Source organism: Micromonospora sp. NPDC049114 (assembly GCF_040648635.1).
Classification (GTDB): Bacteria; Actinomycetota; Actinomycetes; order Mycobacteriales; family Micromonosporaceae; genus Micromonospora.
The window spans coordinates 87,463-108,873 of sequence record NZ_JBEZEA010000008.1 but is presented as its reverse complement, the minus strand read 5'-3'; the positions used below and the strand labels follow the sequence as shown (position 1 = coordinate 108,873).

Here is a 21,411-nt window from a genome sequence, read left to right as displayed (position 1 = left end):
CCGGTCAGGTTTGCGAGTCGCTGACGGGCCGGAGCGGCCCGCCCACCACGGCCGCCGGGATGGCCGGCGCGGGCCGGGCGGGCCGCAGCCGGTCGCGTACGCGGTGCGCCGCGTCGCCGGCCGTGGCGGCGATCATCGGCAGCAGTCGGGTGGAGTTCATGATCGCGATCTCCTCGGCGGGTGTGGTGACCCCGTCGAGGAAGCGCAGGACCCGCTCGGGCGGGTTGCGGTCGAAGAGCCGGTCGAAGAACTCGGGGCCGCCGACGCCGCCCCGGTCCAGCGCGCGCAGCGCCACCGCGTCCATCCAGCGGTGCCGGGCCGGGTACGCGGGCCTGGGCACCGGCGGCTGACCGGCGGCGAGCGCGCGGGCCACCTGGTCGGCCTGGCGGTACATGGCGGAGAAGGTGAAGCCGGTGGAGGGGCGGGTCGCGCCGCCGGCCGTGCCGAGGCGGACGATGCGGGCCGACGGTCGGGCGGCAAACGGCGCGTCGGTCATCGGGATCACCCCGTTCTCCACCTCGCGCACACGCAGCCCCGCCGGGTCGAGCCCCAGTAGGTCGCGGTAGTCGGCCAGCGCCCTGTCGTACCCGGCGTCGGTGAGCAGACCGGGTGAGAACTCGGTGTACTCGACCAGGGCGTAGCGGTCGCTGACCGGCAGCACGTAGCCGAAGGAGACGCCCCGGGCGGGCTGCGGGGTGCGAAAGTCCATGAGCACCGCCCGCCGCGGGTCGAACGCCGGGCGCTCGGACTCCAGCCACCAGCCGCGGAAATGTTGCAACCAGGTCGTCCGCCCCGCTCGCGCGGGTGGGCGGGGGCGGGAGTCGAGCACCCAGCCGGCCCGTACGACGCGGCCGTCGCCGGTGCGCACGACCACCCGGGCGCCGTCGTCGGTCACCGCCTCGGCCGGCGCGACGATCCGGATGGCGTCCAGCCGACGCTCGGCCTCGGCAGCCCGGTCGTAGACCGGGCCGGAGCGCAGCATGGCGTACCGCAGCGGGGTCAGGTCCAGGACGCGGCGCCGCGCGGGCGTCGCCACCTCGACCTGCCGCCAGCTCGCGCTCAGCAGCGGGTCGAGGTCGGCGCTCGGGTCGCCCCAGAACGCCCAGGTGCGGTCCTGGCCGCGCCGGCGCACCGGGTCCACGACGGCGATCCGCAGGTCGCGAACGCCGTGCCGGTCCAGCGCGGCGAGCAGCAGCGAGGCGGCGCCCCCGCCGCCGAGCAGCGCGAGATCGACGTCGAGCGGGGCGGAATCGGTCACCGCACCACGCTGCCACACCGCCCCGGCCTCCGCACAAGGCGCTCCGGCCTTGCGACCCGGGGCAGTACGGTCTTGACAAGCAACCATCCGGTTGCCTAATTTCTCAGGCAACCGTATGGTTGCGCTTTTCCGGGAGGGCGAATGGACGAGGCGTTCCGGGCGCTGGCCGATCCCAGCCGGCGGCGGCTGCTCGACCAGCTCAACGCTCGCAACGGCCAGACCCTGCGAGAGCTCTGCGACGGGTTGCCGACGACCCGGCAGGCGGTCAGCAAGCACCTGTCGGTGCTGGAGGCAGCCGGCCTGGTGACGACCGTCCGGCGGGGCCGGGAAAAGGTGCACCACCTCAATGCCGCCCCGATCAACGCCATCGCCGACCGGTGGCTGAGCCGCTACGACCGGCAGCGGGCGGCCGCGCTCGCCGACCTGAGCACAGCATTGGAGGAACAGCCCATGGCAGGCCCCACGTTCGTCTACACGACATACGTCACCACCACCCCGCAGCGACTGTGGGCCGCGCTCACGGAGCCCGCGTTCACCCGCCGCTACTGGGGTGGGGTCGCACTGGTGTCCGACTGGCAGGTCGGGTCACCGGTGCTGTGGCAGGACGCGCCGGAGGGCGAGCCGCGCGATCTCGGCCAGCGGGTGCTGGTCGCCGAGCCGTACCGCCGCCTCTCCTACAGCTGGCACGGCTTTCAACCCGAGCACGCCGAGCACTTCGGCTGGTCCGCCGAGGAGCTGGCCGCTCGGCTCGGCGAGCGCCGCTCGACGGTGACCTTCGAGATCGAGCCGCACGGCCCCTCGGCCGTCCGGTTGACAGTCATCCACGACGACTTCTCCCCGGACAGCGAGATGCACCGGGCGATCAGCGGTCAACTCGACGGCAGCGGCGGCTGGCCGGAGCTGCTGGCCAGCCTCAAGACCCTCCTGGAGACCGGCGATCCCATGCCCGAACCGGCCCCGGCCGAGCGGGCCGGCTGAGCCGGCCGGCGGGCATTTCCTCCGTCGCCGGCCATACCTCGCCATCGGCTCAGCGACGACAGCCCGACCCGAGCGGACATCGACCGGAGCACCGGCACCCCTGAAGGCCGTCGAGGCCTAAGCGCTGCTCTCCCCCGCCTTCGGGTGGACACGTGACGGCAACGAAGGTTTCTCATTTTCACCTGATCGAGGTCCCAACCAACCTAGTGTTGGGCACACCGGTGCTAGTCACGGAGTTGGCCACCCGAACGACGTCCCACGCAGTCAGCGGACGAAAAGTGAGGGAAGACGCGTATGAAGGTCTCAACAGCACTCTGCTCGGCGGCGCTCGGCGTGGGCCTCGGCACGCTCCTGCTGCCGGGCGCCGCACTGGCCGACACCGTCGTGTCACCGGCCACCACCCCGGTCGGGGGAACCGTCGTACTCACCGCGACGACCTGCAACCCGAAGTCGGGTGACGTCATCTTCCGGGTCACCGGACCCAACCGCGACCAGAACGTCCGATCCACCACCGCCGCCGCCGGCGGCGGGCTCAGCGCCGAACTGTTCACCGCCGGGTTCACCCTCGGCACGTACACGGTGGCCGCGACCTGCGGCGACGGCAGTTCGGCGGGCAGCGCCACGTTCACCGTCACCCCGATCGGGGGCGCACCGGCCGGCTCGGGCGGCGACAACCGCGACGGCCGCGACGCGGGCGCCCTCGCCGCCGGAGGCACCCTGCTCGGCACCGCCGCCGCGGGCGCGGTGGTCCTGTTCCGCCGGCGTCGTCCGGTGTCCACCGTCGCCTGACCGGCGACGCGCTCCATCCCTGAGGACGGATGCCCGTGCCAGTGACACCGGCACGGGCATCCGACGATCCCTACGGAGGTCGGCACGTGTGGAGGCGACGGACCCTGCCGGCGGTGGTCGCCCTGCTCGGCGTGTCCGGGCTGGGGCTGATCACCGTCGGCCTCACCGCCGAGCCGGCGCAGCCCCCACGCCCGCCGGCGAACGCACCGACACACACCCGGCCCGCGCCGGACCTGGCGCCGCTCTCCCGCGCCGCGCCCGTCCGGGTCCAGATTCCGGCCATCGGTGTACGCGCGGAGATCGTCCCCGTCGGCGTGGACGCCGCCGGGGTGCTGGAAGTCCCCCCGCTGGACAAGCCGACCCTCGCCGGCTGGTACCGGCACGGGGTCAGCCCCGGAGAGACCGGCAACGCCGTCCTGGTGGGACACGTCGACTCCCCGGCCGGCCCGGCGGTCTTCTTCGACCTGGGTCGACTGCGCGCCGGCCAGGAGATCCAGGTCACCCGCGCCGACGCGCGGGTCACCACGTTCACAGTGGACAACGTCCACGCGTACCCCAAGGACCGCTTCCCCAGCGGCCTGGTCTACGGCCCGTCGGACGCCGCCGGGCTGCGCCTGATCACCTGCGGCGGCCGGTTCGACGCCGGGACCGGCAACTACGTGGACAACATCGTCGTCTTCGCCACCCGCACCGCCTGACGCGGTCCAAATAGGTCTAGGAGGCATCATGCCCGACAGCTCCGACTACGCCCGCGCCCTCGACACAGCGGAGAAGATGCTGGGGTTCCGGCTCGAGCAGTTCCTCACCGCAGGCGAGGGCGAGCCGTCGAACGCCGCCGACTTCAAGCAGATCGCCACCGAGCACGCGTTCGGTGACGCCTGGCCACGCAGCGAAATCCTGGACACCCGCATGCGGGCTCTGGTGTCCGTCACTATCACAGCCTCGCTAGGGATCCTCGAGCCGCTACGTGGCCAGCTGCGCATCGCCCTCAACAACGGGGTAACGCCCGAGGAGATCGTCGAGGCGTTCATTCAGATCGCCGTCTATGCGGGCGTGGCTCGTGCCTTCGACAGCTACACAATCGCCGCCCAGGTGTTCGCGGAGCGGGCACAGTCCCGGGTCGGAGATGCGGCACACGGCCGGTGACGACGGTTGCGACCTGCCCGGCCACCGGCAGGAGAAAGGGCCAGGGCATCTGATGTCGCCGCAAGAAGCGGAAGCCGCACCGCGCATCGGTTGGATACCCGCTCAGGAGCAACACGTGACGGAGTGCTTCAACCACCACATCGTCGGTTCACCGGCGACCGTCAAGGCAGGATTGGAGGATCTCGCCGAGCGCCAACCCACCCCGCTGTCGTGGGCCGGACGCCGCTGGGCAGAATGCGGTGGCACCATGCCCTGCGAGCACCGTGGCCGCGACGGTGCGCGGGAGGGGGCGCGTCGTGCATCAGCGAGCGGTACGAGACCGGGCCGGTCGGGGCGTACGCGCCCTGGCCCGCCGACTGCTCGGCCGCCCCGGCGGAGAGGTTCCCTCGCCCCGCCGGTCCAATCCGGACGCCGTTGTCGACTGCGCCGTCTACGTCAAGGGTCGACGGGAGCCGGGCCGGCCGCACTACGACGACGCGTACGCCCGTGCCCGGCGGGGCCGCGACGCCTTCGTCTGGCTCGGGCTGCACGAACCGGGGCCGGCGGTGCTCGCCGCCGTGGGCCGTACCTTCGGCCTCGACGAGCTGACCGTCGAGCAGGCGCTCGCCGACGGGCACCGGCCCACTGTGCAGCGGCACGGACCGGTCACCCTGCTGGTGCTGCGCACCGCCGGGTACGTGGAGCACGCCGAGCTGACCGACACCTCCGAGGTGATCGACACCGGCGACGTGATGGTGCTGCTCGGTGACCGGTTCGCCGTCACCGTGCGGCACGGTGCCGCCGGGGCCCTGCGCGACGTCCGCGCCGACATCGAGCGCCGACCGGAGCTGCTGGCCGCCGGCCCCTGGGCGGTGGCGTACGCGGTCTGTGCCCGCATGGTCGACACGTACCTGGAGGTTGCCGGGCACGTGGAGCGCGACCTGGAGCGGGTCGAGGAGGCGGTGTTCGCCCGCGACCGCTCGGTCGACATCCAGCACGTCTACCAGCTCAAGCGGGAGGTGGTGGAGTTCAAGCGGGCCGTGCTGCCCCTGCAGACGCCCGTGCGGATGCTGCTCGACCCGGGGGCCGACGGGCCGCCGCGCGCCCTGCACCGCTGGTTCGTGGACGTGGACGGTCGCCTGGCCCGGGCGGTGGACCGGGTGGCCGCATACGACGATCTACTCACCTCGATCGTCCAGTCCCGCCTGGCGCAGCTCGCCGTCGAGCAGAACAACGACATGCGCAAGATCGCCGCGTGGGCGGCCATCGCGGCCGCCCAGACCGGTATCGCCGGCCTCTACGGCATGAACTTCGACCACATGCCCGAGCTGGCCTGGCGCTACGGGTACGCCGGGGCGCTGGCCCTGATGGCGGCGGCGGCCCTCGCCCTGTACCGCCTGTTCCGCCGCTCCGGCTGGCTCTGACCCCTTCCCCCGCGATCTTGCACTTTCTGTCGCCGATACGCACCCTTTGCCGGCAATGCGGGGACGGTAAGTGCAAGATCGGCGCCCGGGTCGGGAGGGCGCGGAGCCTCTCCCGTCGGCCACCGTTCGGGCGGGGGCTAACCTCGCCCGCGTGATGTGGCAGCGGTACGTGGCGATCGGCGACAGCACCACCGAAGGGCTCGACGATCCGGACGACGACGGCGGCTACCGGGGCTGGGCCGACCGGTTCGCCCTGGCGGTGGCGCGCGCCCAGGGCGGGCTGGAGTACGCGAACCTGGCCATCCGTGGCCGGACCACCGCCCGGATCCGCGCCGAACAGCTCCAGCCGGCCCTCGATCTCGCGCCCGACCTGGCCACCGTGGTCGCCGGCATGAACGACGTGCTGCGCCCCTCCTTCGACGCGGACCAGGTCGCCGAGGACGTCGCGGCGATGCAGCGGGCGCTCGTCGGGCAGGGCGCCACAGTCCTGACCTTCACCATGCCGGACCCGGCGCCGGTGATGCCGCTGGCCCGGCCGCTGCGGGGCCGGATGCTGGCGCTCAACGCGGCCCTGCGCGCGGCCACCGCGCAGACCGGGGCCACGCTGCTGGACCTGGGGGCCCATCCCGTCGCCTCGGATCCGCGGCTGTGGAGCGACGACCGGCTGCACGCCAACAGCGCCGGGCACGCGCGGATCGCCGCCGCGCTGGCGTACACCGCGGGGCTGCCCGGGTTCGACGACTCCTGGACGGCGCCGCTGCCGCCGGCGCCGCTGCGCCGCCGCGCCGAGGTGCTCGGCGCCGAGTTGGCCTGGGCCCGCCGGCACCTGCTGCCCTGGGTGGCCCGGCACCTGCGCGGCCGGTCGTCCGGGGACGACCGGGTCGCGAAACGGCCGGTGCCCCTGCCGGTGGCGCTGGACCGCTGACGGCCGGCCGCTCGGGTCGCCCGCCCGGCGGTGCGGCAGGATGGCGGGATGGGCAAGGGCAGGGGCGGCCGGCGGGCGAACGCGACGAGCGGACGGCTCTGCCCGTGCGGCTCCGGCCAGGCGTACGCCGACTGCTGCTCGCCGGTCCACGGCGGCACCGCCCAGGCGCCGACGGCCGAGGCGCTGATGCGTTCCCGGTTCAGCGCCTTCGCTCTCGGCGACGCCGCCTACCTGGTGCGCAGTTGGCACTCGTCGACCCGACCCGCCCGGCTGGAGCTGACCCCGGGGCAGCGGTGGACCCGCCTGGAGATCGTCGAGACCGAACGCGGGGGCCTGCTCGACGCCACCGGCACTGTGACGTTCCACGCCCACTACCGCGAGGCGGGCCGACCGGGCACGCTTACCGAACACAGCCGGTTCGTCCGCGAGGACGGCCGGTGGGTCTACCTCGACGGCGACCAGCCCTGACGGCTGCGCGGACGGCCGGTCGGGGCGTACGATGACGGCGGCGTGGTCCTGCGCCGCACCTCCCTCCCGGCGCTCACGCCGCCGGCCACGCGGAGGCAAAGGGGGCCCTGGAGCCCTCGGGACGTGGTGCCACATGCCCCACTCCGGCGGGGTCGGCGGGAGCGTGGGTCCCGGTGACCGTGCCGTTGACCGGGAGCATGTGATGACCGACCAGAGATCGTTCAAGACCCGGGTCCGCGCCCGGATGGCAAAGACCGGCGAGAGCTACACCACGGCCCGCCGGCAGCTGATCAACCGAGCCGCCGCGCCGGTGTCCACCGCCGCACAGACCGAACGGCCCGCCGGCGCGTCCTCGGCACCAGCCGCCGCCGCGCAGACCGAGCGGATCGCCGATGATCTCCTGCGCGACCGGACCGGCCGGGGCTGGGCGGACTGGTTCGCCGTGCTCGACGCCGCGTCCGCCGCCGAGCGGACACACACCGAGATCGCCCGTCACCTGACGGCCGGGCACGAGGTGCCGGGCTGGTGGGCGCAGACCATCACCGTCGGGTACGAGCAGGCACGCGGCCTGCGCTCGCCAGGCCAACGACGCGACGGCGGCTTCGAGGCCAGCGCCAGCCGGACGGTGGCGGCGCCGGCGGCGCGGTTGTTCGAGGCCGTCGCCGACGAGACGGTACGCGCCCGTTGGCTGCCCGACGTCGAGGTGCGGGTCCGCACCGCCACCGCGCCGCGCAGCTTCCGGGCCGACTGGGCCGGCGGTCCCACCCGCATCGTCGTCGGCTTCGACCCGGTCGGCGAGTCGAAGACGCGGGTCACCGTCCTGCACGAGAAGTTGATCGGAGCCGAGCAGGCCGCCGAGTTCAAGGCGTACTGGCGGGAACGGCTCACCGCGTTGAAGGTGCTGCTCGAGTCGAACGGAGACACCCGATGACCATGACCTTCGTCAACCTGCCGGTGCGTGACCTGACCGTCGCGACCGAGTTCTACCGGGCGCTCGGCTTCACCAGCGACCAGGCCACACCGGACGGGGACAGCATGATGATCACCGTCTCCGACACCACCCGGCTGATGCTGCACGTCCGCTCGGCCTTCGAGGGGTACACGCGGGTGCCCGTCACGGACCCGACGACCAGCCGGGAGGTCATCGTGGGCTTGTCGGCCGAGAGCCGCGAGCGGGTCGACGAGTTGGTCGACCGGGCGGTGGTGGCCGGCGGCGAGTCCCTCGGGGCGGGGATCACCAACGGGCCGATGTACATGCGCGGATTCCGTGACCTCGACGGCCACCAGTGGTCGTTCCTGCACCTCGCCGGCTGAGCGGGTCCCCGGCGGTGGCCACTGCGCCCGCCGCCGGGAACCCCGCCGTCACGGTGTCGGTCCGGGGTGTCGCCGGCGGGCCAGCAGCGCCAGCGCCACGACGACGTACGCCCCGGCCACCGCCGCGAACGCCACCGCGTTGCCGGCCGCCGTGGCGACGAGACCGTAACCGGCGTACGTCCCGATGATCAGCACGTCGGTGGCCATCCCGGCCAGTGAGGTGACGGTGGCCCGGCTGGTGCCGGTGATCCGGGCCTGCAACCGCGCGTCGGCCAGCACGGTGGCCAGCTGCGCGGCGCCGAACGCCACCGCGAGCAGCGCGAAGCCGGCCGGGTGCCGGACCAGCGCGCCCCCGGCCAGCGCGACGGCGACCAGGCCGAGCAGCGCGGCGTAACCCCGGCGGCCCAGCCGCTCTCCCGCCGGGGCGAGCAGCCCACCGACGGTCACGCCGGCCCACAGCAGCAGGAGCAGCAGCGGCACGGCCTGCGCGCCGACGCCGGTGTCCACGGCCAGCAGCGGCGTGTACTCGTCCAGCGCGCCCCAGTCGGCGGCCACCACAGCGACCAGCAGCACGGCCGCCCGCACGGGGGGCCGCGTGCGGACCTGCGTCACACCGGCCCGCAGCGTGCCCCACCAGGTCAGGTCGCCGTCGTCGTCAGGTGTCGCCGGATCGGGCGCGTGGCCGCCTGGCAGCACGGCGACGGGCAGCAGGGCGTCGGGCGCGTGGCCGCCGGGCGGCACGGCGTCGGGCGACATGGCGACCGGCGGCACGGCGACGGGCGGCACGGCGACGGGCGGCACGGCGACGGGCGGCACGGCCGGCGGCGGGTCGTGCGCGGGGTGCGACGGTGCCGGGCCGGGCGGCGGGCGGTGCTCGGGGAACCGGGCCGCGACGGCGGCGGCGAGCAGGCAGGCGAGCACGCTGGCCGCGCCGACCGCCGGGTACCCGCCGACGGCGAGCACCGGGCCGGCGAGCACCCCGGTGACCACCACGCCCAGCACACCCGCCGTCCGGGCCCGACCGAGCACCCGGGCGTACCGACCGACGGCGCCGAGCCGGTCCAGTTCGGTCCAGACCAGCGCCTCCAGGGCGCCGGACACCAGCGCCCCGCCAGCGCCCCACAACAGGAACCCGACCGCGAAGGCCGGGTACGACGGGAGCAGCACCCACAGCGCGTAGCCGGCCGCGGTCACCAGCGGGGCGAGGCACAGCAGCAGCCGACGCGACACCACGTCGGCCCACGCGCCGGACGGCACCTCGAACAGGATGCCGGCGGCCGACCAGATGACGAACAGGGACGAGATCTGCCCCACCGACAGGCCGGTGTCGGCGAAGAGCACCACGTACAGCGGGTAGAGCAGGACGAGGTCACTGAGGAACGCGTACGCGTAGAGGGTCACCGACAGCCGGCGGACCGCCGGGTCGGGCACGCGCGAGGCGAGGTGGATCATGGGGCCTTCCCGTGGGAGTGGAGACGGACACCGGACGTGCGGTGCCCGTGGCGGTCCACGGGTGCGGCCGAAGGCGTTGGATCAATGTCGCCAGGTCATGCCGGCGATGGTAGACCGGCGTGACGGTGCCGGCCAGCGCTTTCGGCGTCCGGCGCGCGACGTGAGCGGGGCGGGATCCGCGTGGATCCCGCCCCGTCGTCCCGCCGAGGGTCAGCGCCGGTGGGGATCCACCGGCGGGATGACCGTCGTGGTCTCGCTGTCGTCGCTGGTGCGCTGGCCCGGAACCCCGCCGCTGATCACCTGGGTCGTGTCGGCGTCGCGGTGGGGATCCACGACCTGCGTGGTGTCCGGGTCGCTCGGGCGGGCGACCACCTGCGTGGTGTCGTCGGTCGACGGCCGCACCACCTGCGTCGCGTCCGCGTCCGTGTCGGCGGGACGGGTCACCACCTGCGTGGCCTCCGGGTCGGACGGCCGCGTCGTCACCTGGGTCGCGTCCACGTCGGCGGGACGGGTCACCACCTGCGTGGCCTCCGGGTCGGACGGCCGCGTCGTCACCTGGGTCGCGTCCGCGTCGGCGCGGGCGGCCGTCGCACGGGCCAGTTCGGCCTCGGCGTCGCGGCGACTGGCCCGGTAGGCGCGGGTGTGCGTGGCGATCAGCTGCGACTCCTGCTCGGCGCGGGTCAGCCACGCCTCCCAGCGACTCTGCATCGGACGGATCAGGCCGCCACCGACGCCGACGACGAGGATGCCGCCCACAGTGGCCAGCACCGCGATCAGCACCGGGGTGGTGACCGCGGTGGCCACACCGATCTGGTTCAGCGCCGCGATGACGCCCAGGCCGAGGATGAACACCGAGGCGGTACCGGCCAGCACCCGACCGTACGAGAGCCCGCCCAGCGCCCCGCTGATGATGTCCTTGACAGCGTTGGCGATGGCGGCGGCGACTACGACGATGACGATCGCGACGAAGGCGCGGGGCAACCACGCGACCACGGCCGTGATCAGGTCGGAGATCGGGTTGGGCCCCCAGATGCCGAAGGCGAGTTGCAGGGTGAGCAGCAGCACCGCGTAGTAGACGAGCTTCGCGACGATGTCGCTGGCGTCGTACCGGGAGCGGCTCAGGGCCCGGCGGATGCCGCCGCGCTCGACGGCGCGGTCGAAGCCCACGCGTTCGAGGACCTTCTCCACGATTTTCAGTACGGCCTTGGCGATCAGCCAACCGGCCACCAGGATCGCCAGGAAGGCGACGGCCTTGGGCAGGAAGAGCATCACCGAGCGAAGGGCGTCGCCCACCGCGTCGCTGACGTTGTCACTCATAGGGTCGTTCCTCCATGCGGAGCAGCCGGGATGGTAGGTCCCCGACCTACCCCCACCAGCGGTCGGGGAAACGCCGCTCCCGCTGCGCAGGGTCTAGCGCACGGACGAGTCTTGGCAATATTCTCCGGAGTACGTGCGGCCACTGGAGCTACTTTTCATCCCCCCGCCGTCGGCCGCAGGAGGAGATGTCATGCACGTCGACCATTCCGAAGTGGACCGCCGAACGCTGCTGCGTGCCGGTCTCGGCGCGGCCACGGTCGCCGTCGTCGGAAGCGAACTCGCCTTTTCGGGCGCGGCGCAGGCCGCTCCCGGCACCGACCTGGACTGGATCATCAGCTGCGACGAGTGGGCCGCCCGCCCGCCGAAGGACCCGCTGTCGGTCAGCGCCATCCCCACCAACAAGATCATCGTGCATCACATGGCGTTCCCGAACGTCACCGACTACTCCCGCGAGCAGGCGGTCAAGCTGGCCCGCGACTGCCAGGACCTGCACATGGACGGCAACGGCTGGTCGGACACCGGCCAGCACTTCACGGTGAGCCGCGGCGGCTACGTGCTGGAGGGCCGCCGGGGCAGCCTGGAACGCCTCGAAGCGGGCGACCGCCAGATGATCTCGGCGCACTGCCCGGGCGAGAACGGCCGGGCCATCGGCATCGAGAACGAGGGCACCTACGTCACCGAAACCCCGCCGGAGGCGCTGACCGACTCGCTGGTCAAGCTCTGCGTCGCGATCTGCCGGCAGTACGGGCTGCACGCGTTCGACATCTTCGGCCACTGGGACTTCCGCACCACCGAGTGCCCGGGCGCGGCGTTCTACCGGCAGTTCCCGGACCTGCGGCGGCGGGTCCACGCGGCCCTCGGCACCAAGCTGGGCGACGTGCCGGCCCGCCGCTGGCCGGACCTGTGGCGGTTCGTCAACTCGCCGTCGGTCCGGGTGGTGCAGCACCTGCTGGCCTACCGGGGCTACGCCGTGACGGTCAGCGGCACGTTCGACGCCGCGACCGTGGCCGCCGTGCAGGACTGGCAGGCCCGCAACGGCATCGCCGTGGACGTGGACGCCACGCTCACCACGCCGACCTGGGAGACCCTCGCGCCGGAGCTGGACCAGCACGCCGCCGGAGCGCCGGTCACGGCCGTGCAGGAGATCCTCGCGACCAAGGGGTACGCGGTCACCGTCACCGGGGCGTACGACCACGCCACCCGCGGGGCCGTGCAGGACCTGCAGGCGCTGCACGGCCTGCCCCGCAACGGCAAGCTCAGCACGAGCACGTGGTGCGCGATCGTCGGCGGCACGGTCCGTCAGTCGTTCATGCACCACTGACCCTGGGTCGGAGGCGGCACCTGGTGATCCCCGTGCCGCCTCCACCGCGGGGCGCACGCTGGCCACCAGCGCGCACCCGGGGCCTGAGCAGCGCATTGTCGGCGACGTGCCGGTTTGGCCGAGGGCTCAGGCGGAAAGGTTGCCCGGCATGACTTGGGCCCGTCGAGCCGTACCCGCCGTAGCCGCCGCCGTCGCGGCGCTCGCCGCGCGGGATCTGATCCAGCGTGACCACGCGCTGCTGCGCAACTTCCCGGTGCTCGGCCGAGCCCGGTACCTGCTGGAGGCCATCGGGCCGGAGCTTCGGCAGTACATCGTGGCCGGCAACAACGAGGAACGCCCGTTCACCCGCGACCAGCGTCGCTGGGTGTACGCGTCGGCGAAGCAGGAGAACAACTACTTCGGCTTCGGCACGGACAACGACATCGAGCACACGCCCGGCTACCCGATCATCAAGCACCGCACGTTCGGCCGGGCCGTGCCGCCGTCGTCGCCGACAGCCGGGCACGACGTCCAGCTGCCGTGCGCGAAGGTGCTGGGCGCGGCGCGGGACCGGGCACGCGCGTTCCGACCGGAGTCGGTGGTCAACATCTCCGGGATGAGCTTCGGCTCGCTCTCGGGCAACGCCATCACCGCCCTGAACAAGGGGGCCGCTCTCGCCGGGTGCCTGCAGAACACCGGCGAGGGTGGCCTGTCGCCGTACCACCGCAACGGTGGGGAGCTGGTCTTCCAACTCGGCACGGCGTACTTCGGCTGCCGCGACGAGCACGGCCGCTTCAGCCTCGACCGGTTGAAGGACCTGGTCGCCGGCGCCCCCGTCCGGGCGTTGGAGATCAAGCTGAGCCAGGGCGCCAAGCCGAGCCTCGGCGGCCTGCTGCCCGGGGCGAAGGTGTCCGCCGAGATCGCCGCCACCCGGGGCATCCCGGCCGGGCAGGACTGCGTGAGCCCGTCGCGGCACGCCGAGTTCTCCGACTGTGACAGCCTGCTCGACTGGGTGGAGCTGCTGGCCGCCGAGACCGGCCTGCCCGTCGGCATCAAGTCGGCGGTCGGCGACCTCACCTTCTGGGAGGAACTGGCCAGCCTGATGCGGGACACCGGTCGGGGCGTCGACTTCGTCACTGTCGACGGCGGCGAGGGCGGCACCGGTGCCGCGCCGCTGATCTTCACCGACTCGGTGTCGCTCCCGTTCCAGCACGGCTTCTCCCGGGTGTACAAGGTCTTCGCCGAACACGACCTGCACGAGCAGGTGGTGTTCATCGGCAGCGGCAAGCTCGGCCTTCCGGACAACGCCATCGTGGCGTTCGCGCTCGGCTGCGACATGGTCAACGTGGGTCGGGAGGCGATGCTGTCGATCGGCTGCATCCAGGCGCAGAGGTGCCACACCGACACCTGCCCCACCGGGGTGGCGACACAGAACGCGTGGCTGGCCCGGGGCCTCGACCCGACGCTCAAGTCCGTCCGGGCGGCCAACTACCTGCGGACCCTGCGCCGGGACCTGACCAAGGTCGCCGAGGCGTGCGGCGTCGAACACCCCGGCCTGATCGGCACGGACGCCGTGGAGATCCTGGACGGCCGCACCGGCTCGGCCCCACTGCACGAGGTGTACGGCTACCAACCGCACTGGGGCATGCCCTCGCCGGCCGACCAGAAGGAGATCATCCGGCTGATGACCCCGGAGTCGCCCCGGGGTGGCAGCGCCCCTCCGTCGGCGACCGCCATGGGCTGAGGGCGGCGGCCCTGGACGACGGCTCTGGATGGCGGCTCAGGACGGCGGCTCAGGGCGACGGGCCGTGGGCGACGGGCCGTGGGCGACGGGCCGTGGGCGACGGGCCGTGGGCGACGGGCCGTGGGCGACGGGCCGTGGGCGACGGGTCAGGGCGACGGAGCAGACGCGGCCTCTGCTCTGGGCGGCCATGACTCCGACGAGCGGCATTCCTGTGCGTCATATTTATGACTCACAGGAATACCGCTCTTCCGCATCATGTCGACCGGCCGCCGTGACGAGCCGCGCGGCGTCGCGCGCGGCGCCTCACGAGCCGGGCGGAGCGGGGCCGCGCAGGTCGCGTGCCTCGCCCCCGGAGCGGAGCGAGGCGGGGCCGCGCGCGTCGCCCCCGGAGCGGGAGGCGGCGGGGCCGCGCGGGCCGCCTCGGAACGGGACGCGGCGGGGTGCGGCGGGGCGTGCGGTGCGGGGGCGAGGTCGCGTCGGCTGGCACGACGGTCGCGGGACCGGGCAGGTCCGGCATCGACGGGTCGGGGCATCCGTCATCGGCGGTCGTCGACCGATAACTCCTGGAGCCGCTGCCGGCGACACCCGTATCGTGGCGCGGTGCTGATCAGACGTGAAACCCCCACCGACGTCGACGCCATCCGCGCGGTGCATGCCGCCGCCTTCGCCAAGACCACGAACGACACATCCCAAGTGGATGCGACGCCAGTCGACGCACCGAAGGTCGACACACCGCCGGTCGAGGCGACGCTTGTCGACGCGTTGCGGGCCGACGAGGGCTGGCTGCCCGCGTACTCCCTGGTGGCGGTCGATTCGGACGGCCTGGTGGTGGGGCACGTGGTGGCCACCCGCGGGCGGGTGGCCGGTGAGCCGGTCGCGTTGGGCCTGGGGCCGCTCGGCATGCTTCCCGCGTGGCAGCGTCGCGGCGTCGGCACGGCGTTGATGCACGCGGTGCTCGGCGCGGCCGACGCCCGAGACGAACCGCTCGTGGTGCTGCTCGGGCATCCCGGCTACTACCCACGGTTCGGCTTCCGGCCTGCCGTCGAGCTGGGCGTCACACCGCCACAGCCGTGGGGTCCGCAGTACTTCATGGCTCGGCCGCTGACCGCGTGGCGCGAGACCATCCGGGGCGAGTTCCGCTACGCCAGCCCCTTCGACGACCTGTGAACCCACCGCGCATCCGCCGCCGGCGAGCCGCCGACCTCGACGGCTGCGTCGCGGCGCTCGCCGACGTCCACCGGGTCGACAGCTATCCGCTGAACTGGCCGGCCGACCCGCACCGCTGGCTGCGCGAGCCGCACCCGGCGCGCGCCTGGGTCGCCGTCGACGCCGCTGGAACGATCGTCGGACACGTCGCGGTGCACCGCCTGCCCGACCCGACGGACGAGCCGCACCCCGAGCCGGCGGCCGAGGTGGCCCGCCTGTTCGTGGCGCCGGCCGCCCGCGGGCTGGCGCTGGGCAGTGCTCTGCTGGCCCGGGCCCGGCGCTGGGCGGACGCGCGCGGGGTGCGTCTGGTGCTCGACGTGGTCGCCGACGGCGCCGCGGCCGTCGCCCTCTACGAGCGCACCGGCTGGCGGTGCACGGGCACGAGCACGGCATCGTGGGCCGCCCCGGACGGCAGCCCGGTGTCGTTGCGGCGTTACACGGTGGGCTCCGACGCCGGCCCGGCCAGCGCCGCCAGGCGGCGGGCGAGCCGGGCGGCGGCCTCGCGCAGTTCGACGGGCTCCAGCACCTCCACCTCGTAACTCAGGCGGGCGATGTGCGCGGCGAGCCAGTCCAGGCTGTCGCCGCCGACGACGAGCACGCACCACCCGTCGCGGTCGGCCTCCACGCGCCCCACCTGCGGCGGCACCACCTCCCGCACGCGTTCGGGCGGAGCGTGCACCCGCACCCGGGCGAGGTGCCGGTAGGGCGCGTCGGTCACCGACCGCTGCACGAAGGCGATCGGATCCGGATGCTCGCGCGCCGCAAAGCGCCAGGTCGTCGCCACAGTGGCCCGCATCCGGTCCAGGCGGAACGTCCGCCAGTCGTCACGATCGACGTCCCAGGCCATCAGATACCAACGACGGCCGGTGGTGACCATCCGGACCGGCTCGACCGTCCGCTCCCGTTCACCGCCGTCGCGTCCGGCGTAGCGGAACCGCACCCGCACGGCGTCCCGACAGGCCCGGGCGAGGGTCACCAGCAGCTCCGCGTCGATCTCGACCACCGGGCCGATGAGCGTCTCCGTCCAGCCGTGCACCGCCCGCACCTCGGCGCGTAGCCGCGCCGGCATCACCTGGTCGAGTTTCGTGAGTGCCCGCAGGGCCGCCTCGCCCGCCCCGGCGACAGTGCCTCCCGACGCCAGTCGCAGGGAGACCGCCGTGGCGATCGCCTCCTCGTCGTCCAAGAGCAGCGGCGGCAGCCGGGTGCCCGCGCCGAGCCGGTAGCCGCCGCCGACGCCAAACGAAGCCTGGACGGGATACCCGAGGGCGCGCAGGCGTTGCACGTCGCGGCGCACACAGCGGTCGGTGACACCCAGCTCGGCGGCGAGCTCGGTGGCCGTCCACGACGGCCGCCGCTGCAACAGGGCCAGCGTCCGCAGCACCCGCTCCGTCGTCGCCTCCACAGTCACCCGCCGATCGTTGCACGAATAGCGGAACGACCCTGTCCGCCATCAGCGAGAGGGTGGCGGCATGACCAGCCAGACCAGGAAAGAGGGAGCTGTCATGGCCCGCGAGGTGCAGATAACGTTCGACGCCGCCGACCCGGCCAGCCTGGCGGCGTTCTGGGCCGCGGCCCTCGACTACGAGTTGCAGGGACCGCCCGGCGACTTCGACTCGTGGGACGCCGCGCTGGACGCGATGGGTGTGCCGCCGGAGCGGCGCAACGACGCGTCGGCGGTGGTCGATCCCAAGGGCGCGGGGCCGCGCCTGTTCTTCCAGCGCGTGCCGGAGGGCAAGCAGGCCAAGAATCGCGTACACCTCGATGTGCGGGCCGCCCCCGGGCTCACGGGTGACGAGCGGATGGCGGCCCTGGAGGCGGAGGCCGAACGGCTCGTCGCCCGCGGCGCCACCCGCCTCGCACGGCACGAACCCGCTCCCCCGCTCGGCGCCGGTCACCTCGTGCTCGCCGACCCCGAGGGCAACGAGTTCTGCCTCGACTGATCGCGCGTTCCCCCAGCTCACCGCCGCGATCACCGGACGTCGTGCGAACATGTGTACGTGTCGAGCGGCGCCCACATCCTGCACGCCGACCTGGACGCCTTCTACGCGTCGGTCGAGCAGCGCGACGACCCGCGCCTGCGAGGGCGGCCGGTGATCGTCGGCGGTGGTGTGGTGCTCGCCGCCAGCTACGAGGCGAAGGCGCGGGGCGTCCGCAGCGCGATGGGTGGCCAGCAGGCCCGCAGGCTGTGCCCGGACGCGATAGTGGTGCCGCCCCGGATGGCGGCGTACACGCAGGCCAGCCGGGCGGTGTTCGAGATCTTCCGGCAGACCACCCCGCTGGTCGAAGGGCTCTCCATCGACGAGGCGTTCCTGGACGTGGGCGGTCTGCGGCGGCTCGTCGGCGCACCGGCCGACATCGCCGAGCGGCTGCGCCGGGAGGTCCGCGACCGGGTCCACCTGCCGATCACGGTGGGCGTGGCCCGGACGAAGTTCCTGGCGAAGGTGGCCAGCGGGGTGGCGAAACCGGACGGGCTGCTGGTCGTCGCGCCCGACGCCGAGGTGGAGTTCCTGCACCCGCTGCCGGTGGAACGGCTGTGGGGCGTCGGCCCGGTCACGGCGGCGAAACTGCGGGAGCGCCGGATCCGTACCGTCGGGGAGGTGGCCCGGCTCGGCGAGGCCGCGCTGGTGTCCCTGCTCGGGGCGGGCGCCGGCCGGCACCTGCACGCCCTGGCCCACAACCGGGACCCCCGGTCGGTGCAGGTGGGCCGCCGCCGGGGCTCGATGGGCGCGCAGCACGCGTTGAGTCGTACGCCGCACGCCCCCGCCGAGCTGGACGCCATCCTGGCGGGCCTGGTCGACCGGGTCAGCCGGCGGATGCGGGCGGCCGGGCGGTCCGGGCGCACGGTGGTGCTGCGGCTGCGCTTCGGCGACTACACCCGGGCCACCCGCTCGCACACCGTCGGCAAGGCGACCGCGGACACCACGGCGCTGCTGGGCGCCGCGCGGGCGTTGCTGCGGGCCGCGCTGCCGGAGATCGAGCGCCGCGGAGCCACCCTGATCGGCGTCTCGGTCGGCAACCTCGACGACAACCCGGTGCAGCCGGAGCTGCCCTTCGACGTCGACACCGGGGCCGACCTGGACGCCGCGGTGGACGCGGTACGCGACCGGTTCGGCTCGGCGGCACTCACCCGGGCGGTGCTCCTCGGCCGGGACCCGGGTGTCGAGATGCCGCTATTGCCGGACTGAGCCCCGTGTGGGGGGCCGGCCAGCTGCGACCGGAGACACATCACAGCAGGTCGACGGTTTAGCCGGCGGCTCACGGGTGACCCTTGGGGGGAACAGCCTGACGAGGGGGGCCACCATGTCCGACGACACCAGCAACCGACCGAGCCGGCACGCCGAACGCCCGCACGACGTGACCGACCCCCTGCTCTGGCAGTTGGCGGTCGACGTGCTGAGTGCCCACGAGCCCGACGACGAGGGCCACTGCCGCAACCTCCAGTGCGCCGGCCAGTCCTGGCCGTGCTCGGCCCGCGCGGGTGCCGAGCAGTCGCTCCGGCTGGCCCGCAGGACTCCCGGCGCGGTCGAGATGACCATCGGCGGTGACGACGCCGGCACGGGCTGGCCCGGCGAGGCCGCGGCACCCGCCGGCCGGTGGGACCGCAGCGCCAACGCGGTGGCGTTGCGCCGGGAGTCGAGGGCCTCCGCCCCCGCGGCGTAGCCGCGACGACACCCGTTGCTCAGAGGCGATCAGCGCCCGACGAACGACCGAACGCTCGGCCGGTGACCCGGCCGAGCGTTCGTGTGTCGTACGTCAGAGGGCGAGCCGCTGACCCGGGAAGATCAGGCCGGCGTCGGCGCCGATCAGCTGCCGGTTGCGCTCGTACAGGGCCTCCCAGCCGCCCGCCTGGTGGTGGCTGTCGGCGATCTCCGACAGGGTGTCCCCCGGCTTGACGACGTACGTGTCGCCGCCGGCCGCGGGGGCGGTGCGCTCGTGGTTGCGGGTCGCCGGCTGGTCGCCGCGCGACGACCGCTCCTTCGGCGCGGTGGACCGGTCCTTCGGCGCGGTGGACCGGTCCTTCGGCGCGGTGGACCGGTCCTTCCCGGCGGTGGACTTCGAGGACTTCGCGGCGGAGCCCGACGAGCCACCCTTGCGGCCACAGGTCGGCCACGCGCCGATGCCCTGCCCGTCGAGCACCTTCTCGGCGATGGCGATCTGCTCGCCGCGGCTGGCCAGGTCGGCGCGGGCGGCGTACTTCTTGCCGCCGTAGCCGGCCCAGGTGCCCTGGGAGAACTGCAGGCCGCCGTAGTAGCCGTTACCGGTGTTGATCTTCCAGTTGCCGCCGGACTCGCACTGGGCGATCGCGTCCCAGTTGACACCGGCCTGGGCCGGGGCCGCGGGCCCGAAGAGGGCGACGGCGCCGGTGACCGCGCCGACGGCCAGGGTGCCGACGGCGACGCGGCGGGTGGTGACCCGTCGATGACGGGGCGTGTAGACAGACGTCATGTGTGGTTCCTCCACGCCGGCGAGGTGAGCTGTCGGGTTCGGGCCGAGGAGCCCGGCCGCGCGGTGGCGGCTTCACCCCGAGGTGACATGCACCGAGGAACGTGGGTCCCCCGCTCCTGCCCGGGGTTCCGGTATCCGACGACCGGGGGCAGGATTTGGCGTTGCCGGTCGTGGTGTCCACGGTGGTGGACTCGACCGACGGTAGGCACGGTCGGTGACCCTCGCCCAACGCTTGTGAACTTGTTCACCGGTGCACGCGGGGCGCCTCTGCCAGCGGTTGCGGACGACGCGCGGCTGTGCACCGACCATGATGGACCGATTCCGATCAGGCCCGGATGTCACCGTCCGTACGCAGCCCGGAGGTGATGCGACGGAGCAGTTCGACGTGTCCGGGCGAAGCGGAGGACCGGGTGTCGTGACCGAGAGCGGAGTAGACCGCCCCGGCTGGGACCGAGGGCGCGGCCCACACCGGTGGGCGGGTGGCGCCGCCCTCCTCGTGCGCGCTCCTTGCGAATTGACGTTCGGGCAGGAAACCGTAGATCGGCGGCCGCGATGCTCGAAGGCACACCGGGTCGATCCCGGTCACCTTCCCAGGAGGAGAGCATGTCGATCCACCGGAGCCGCATCGGCCGCCGCAGCGCCGCCGCCACCCTCGTGACCGTCCTGGCCAGCGCCGGCCTGACCCTGCTCGCACCGACCGCCGCACAGGCGTCCAGCCCCTGCACCAGCCTGACCTTCTACCGGGTCGGCGGCTATCCGGGCGGCGCGGACATGCACGTGCCGACCATCGGTTGGCAGACCGGGAACAAGCAGTGCTATCTCACCTACGGCCACTCGAACTCGGCCGTGCTGGTGCTTCAGGAGGCGCTGAACAACTGCTACTCGCAGTCGCTCTCCCTCGACGGCAACTACGGCTCGAAGACCCGCGAGGCCGTCCGGTACGCCCAGCACCGCATCAACCAGGACATCGTGTACGCGAACATCGCCGAGGACGGCGAGTACGGCCCGCAGACCCGGGCGTACATGGGCTTCGCGATCTTCGGGGTCAACGGCGGGGCGGTCATCCCGAACGTCTGCTACTACCCGGGCTGAGCCGCCTGACGGCGCCGGTCGGAGTCCCCCGTGGGATTCCGGCCGGCGCCGTCGTGCACCCCCCTGCCCGGTTCGGTCCGCGGCTCAGCAGACGCGGACCGCCTCGATCCGCTGGTTCCAGCTCCCCCCGATCGCGGCCGTGTCGTACGCCAGGTTCGCCCGGTAGCCGTAGGCGTGCTGGTAGCCGAGCAGGCCGGTGGCGTTGGCGTTGTCCCAGAAGGTGGAGACGGTGCCCGACGGCCGGTTGTTGATGATCGACTGGGTCCGGTTGCGGAAGTACGAGGGCAGCGGGACGTCGTTGCAGCCGTTGTACGGCCCGTCGAGCAGGAAGATGTCCCCACTGAAGTTGGTCCCGGCGTACAGGCAGAGCAGACCCGAGGGGCAGGCGTAGTTGGCCTGGGCCGGGCTCGGGGCGACGGCGAGCGTGGCGCCCACGGCAACCACGCCGAGCAGGGCGGACGTGAACCTTCGCAGAGCACTTCGCACGATGGTGACCTCCGGTGTCGTCACGACCGGACGGGCCGTGAGTCGAATTGCCGACATCGCGTTGATCGATGCCGCTGTGCCACCATG

At 73.4% G+C, this 21,411-nt stretch carries 23 protein-coding genes and 1 riboswitch; of the genes, 17 read left to right on the top strand and 6 right to left on the bottom strand.

Going from position 1 to position 21,411, the window contains the following annotated elements; all coding sequences use genetic code 11:
* Positions 1–4: 4 nt before the first annotated feature.
* Positions 5–1,258, bottom strand: coding sequence for a lycopene cyclase family protein (locus AB0B39_RS22470; protein WP_357575272.1), 1,254 nt, complete (start codon positions 1,256–1,258; stop codon positions 5–7).
* 141 nt (positions 1,259–1,399) lie between these two features.
* On the opposite strand from AB0B39_RS22470, the gene AB0B39_RS22465 reads away from it, so the two are divergent.
* The 9 genes from AB0B39_RS22465 (at position 1,400) to AB0B39_RS22425 (ending at position 8,281) form a co-directional block, all read left to right on the top strand.
* Positions 1,400–2,236 carry a metalloregulator ArsR/SmtB family transcription factor gene (locus tag AB0B39_RS22465; RefSeq protein WP_357575271.1) on the top strand — a complete coding sequence of 279 codons (837 nt, stop codon included), beginning with the start codon at positions 1,400–1,402 and terminating at the stop codon, positions 2,234–2,236.
* A 294-nt stretch (positions 2,237–2,530) separates the two neighbouring features.
* Entirely contained in the window at positions 2,531–3,025 is a 495-nt protein-coding gene (locus AB0B39_RS22460) for a hypothetical protein (RefSeq protein WP_234591483.1), read from the top strand.
* 86 nt (positions 3,026–3,111) lie between these two features.
* On the top strand, positions 3,112–3,723 hold the full coding sequence (locus tag AB0B39_RS22455; RefSeq protein WP_357575270.1) for a class F sortase: 612 nt from the start codon (positions 3,112–3,114) through the stop codon (positions 3,721–3,723).
* Positions 3,724–3,751: 28 nt separating this feature from the next.
* Positions 3,752–4,171: a carboxymuconolactone decarboxylase family protein gene (locus AB0B39_RS22450; protein ID WP_357489920.1), complete on the top strand. Its 420-nt coding sequence runs from the start codon at positions 3,752–3,754 to the stop codon at positions 4,169–4,171.
* A gap of 296 nt (positions 4,172–4,467) precedes the next feature.
* Positions 4,468–5,574, top strand: coding sequence for a magnesium and cobalt transport protein CorA (locus AB0B39_RS22445; protein WP_357575269.1), 1,107 nt, complete (start codon positions 4,468–4,470; stop codon positions 5,572–5,574).
* A 154-nt stretch (positions 5,575–5,728) separates the two neighbouring features.
* Positions 5,729–6,499, top strand: coding sequence for an SGNH/GDSL hydrolase family protein (locus AB0B39_RS22440; RefSeq protein WP_357575358.1), 771 nt, complete (start codon positions 5,729–5,731; stop codon positions 6,497–6,499).
* 48 nt (positions 6,500–6,547) lie between these two features.
* Positions 6,548–6,967, top strand: a complete 420-nt coding sequence (locus AB0B39_RS22435) for a YchJ family protein (RefSeq protein ID WP_357489916.1) — start codon at positions 6,548–6,550, stop codon at positions 6,965–6,967.
* A 202-nt stretch (positions 6,968–7,169) separates the two neighbouring features.
* The gene (locus AB0B39_RS22430; RefSeq protein WP_357489914.1) at positions 7,170–7,898 is read left to right on the top strand and encodes a hypothetical protein; all 729 of its coding nucleotides are present in this window, start codon (positions 7,170–7,172) and stop codon (positions 7,896–7,898) included.
* Complete coding sequence (locus AB0B39_RS22425) at positions 7,895–8,281, top strand: VOC family protein (protein WP_234591605.1); 387 nt, start codon at positions 7,895–7,897, stop codon at positions 8,279–8,281. The genes AB0B39_RS22430 and AB0B39_RS22425 overlap by 4 nt, the downstream gene beginning before the upstream one ends.
* Before the next feature lie 48 nt (positions 8,282–8,329).
* On the opposite strand, the gene AB0B39_RS22420 is transcribed toward AB0B39_RS22425, so the two are convergent.
* Both AB0B39_RS22420 and AB0B39_RS22415 read right to left on the bottom strand, forming a co-directional pair.
* Positions 8,330–9,733 (bottom strand): MFS transporter, encoded by a 1,404-nt coding sequence (locus AB0B39_RS22420; protein ID WP_357575268.1) that lies wholly within the window; start codon positions 9,731–9,733, stop codon positions 8,330–8,332.
* A 210-nt stretch (positions 9,734–9,943) separates the two neighbouring features.
* Positions 9,944–11,050, bottom strand: coding sequence for a hypothetical protein (locus AB0B39_RS22415; protein ID WP_357575267.1), 1,107 nt, complete (start codon positions 11,048–11,050; stop codon positions 9,944–9,946).
* Positions 11,051–11,261: 211 nt separating this feature from the next.
* On the opposite strand from AB0B39_RS22415, the gene AB0B39_RS22410 reads away from it, so the two are divergent.
* The 4 genes from AB0B39_RS22410 to AB0B39_RS22395 all read left to right on the top strand — a co-directional run bounded on the left by AB0B39_RS22410 (position 11,262) and on the right by AB0B39_RS22395 (position 15,839).
* Positions 11,262–12,371: an N-acetylmuramoyl-L-alanine amidase gene (locus AB0B39_RS22410; protein ID WP_357575266.1), complete on the top strand. Its 1,110-nt coding sequence runs from the start codon at positions 11,262–11,264 to the stop codon at positions 12,369–12,371.
* 148 nt (positions 12,372–12,519) lie between these two features.
* Complete coding sequence (locus AB0B39_RS22405) at positions 12,520–14,094, top strand: FMN-binding glutamate synthase family protein (protein WP_357575265.1); 1,575 nt, start codon at positions 12,520–12,522, stop codon at positions 14,092–14,094.
* A 600-nt stretch (positions 14,095–14,694) separates the two neighbouring features.
* Entirely contained in the window at positions 14,695–15,261 is a 567-nt protein-coding gene (locus AB0B39_RS22400; RefSeq protein WP_357575264.1) for an N-acetyltransferase, read from the top strand.
* Complete coding sequence (locus tag AB0B39_RS22395; protein WP_357575263.1) at positions 15,258–15,839, top strand: GNAT family N-acetyltransferase; 582 nt, start codon at positions 15,258–15,260, stop codon at positions 15,837–15,839. Before AB0B39_RS22400 ends, AB0B39_RS22395 begins: the two co-directional genes overlap by 4 nt.
* On the opposite strand, the gene AB0B39_RS22390 is transcribed toward AB0B39_RS22395, so the two are convergent.
* Entirely contained in the window at positions 15,734–16,708 is a 975-nt protein-coding gene (locus AB0B39_RS22390) for a YafY family protein (RefSeq protein ID WP_357489899.1), read from the bottom strand. The two genes, AB0B39_RS22395 and AB0B39_RS22390, sit on opposite strands and share 106 nt — an antisense overlap.
* Positions 16,709–16,802: 94 nt before the next feature.
* Between AB0B39_RS22390 and AB0B39_RS22385 the strand changes: the two genes are divergently transcribed.
* The 3 genes from AB0B39_RS22385 to AB0B39_RS22375 all read left to right on the top strand — a co-directional run bounded on the left by AB0B39_RS22385 (position 16,803) and on the right by AB0B39_RS22375 (position 18,960).
* The gene (locus tag AB0B39_RS22385; protein ID WP_234589190.1) at positions 16,803–17,240 is read left to right on the top strand and encodes a VOC family protein; all 438 of its coding nucleotides are present in this window, start codon (positions 16,803–16,805) and stop codon (positions 17,238–17,240) included.
* 57 nt (positions 17,241–17,297) lie between these two features.
* Positions 17,298–18,485 carry a DNA polymerase IV gene (dinB, locus tag AB0B39_RS22380; RefSeq protein ID WP_357575262.1) on the top strand — a complete coding sequence of 396 codons (1,188 nt, stop codon included), beginning with the start codon at positions 17,298–17,300 and terminating at the stop codon, positions 18,483–18,485.
* A 115-nt stretch (positions 18,486–18,600) separates the two neighbouring features.
* A complete protein-coding gene (locus AB0B39_RS22375; RefSeq protein ID WP_357575261.1) occupies positions 18,601–18,960 on the top strand; it encodes a hypothetical protein in 360 nt (119 codons plus the stop codon).
* A gap of 93 nt (positions 18,961–19,053) precedes the next feature.
* Here the strand turns inward: AB0B39_RS22375 and AB0B39_RS22370 are convergent, their stop codons facing one another.
* Positions 19,054–19,746, bottom strand: a complete 693-nt coding sequence (locus AB0B39_RS22370) for a transglycosylase family protein (RefSeq protein ID WP_357575260.1) — start codon at positions 19,744–19,746, stop codon at positions 19,054–19,056.
* A riboswitch (cyclic di-AMP (ydaO/yuaA leader) is annotated at positions 19,746–19,890 on the bottom strand. (Overlaps the previous gene by 1 nt.)
* A 459-nt stretch (positions 19,891–20,349) precedes the next feature.
* Between AB0B39_RS22370 and AB0B39_RS22365 the strand changes: the two genes are divergently transcribed.
* Positions 20,350–20,838: a peptidoglycan-binding domain-containing protein gene (locus AB0B39_RS22365; protein ID WP_357489893.1), complete on the top strand. Its 489-nt coding sequence runs from the start codon at positions 20,350–20,352 to the stop codon at positions 20,836–20,838.
* A gap of 84 nt (positions 20,839–20,922) precedes the next feature.
* On the opposite strand, the gene AB0B39_RS22360 is transcribed toward AB0B39_RS22365, so the two are convergent.
* Positions 20,923–21,324 carry a peptidase inhibitor family I36 protein gene (locus AB0B39_RS22360; RefSeq protein WP_234589170.1) on the bottom strand — a complete coding sequence of 134 codons (402 nt, stop codon included), beginning with the start codon at positions 21,322–21,324 and terminating at the stop codon, positions 20,923–20,925.
* Positions 21,325–21,411: the final 87 nt, after the last annotated feature.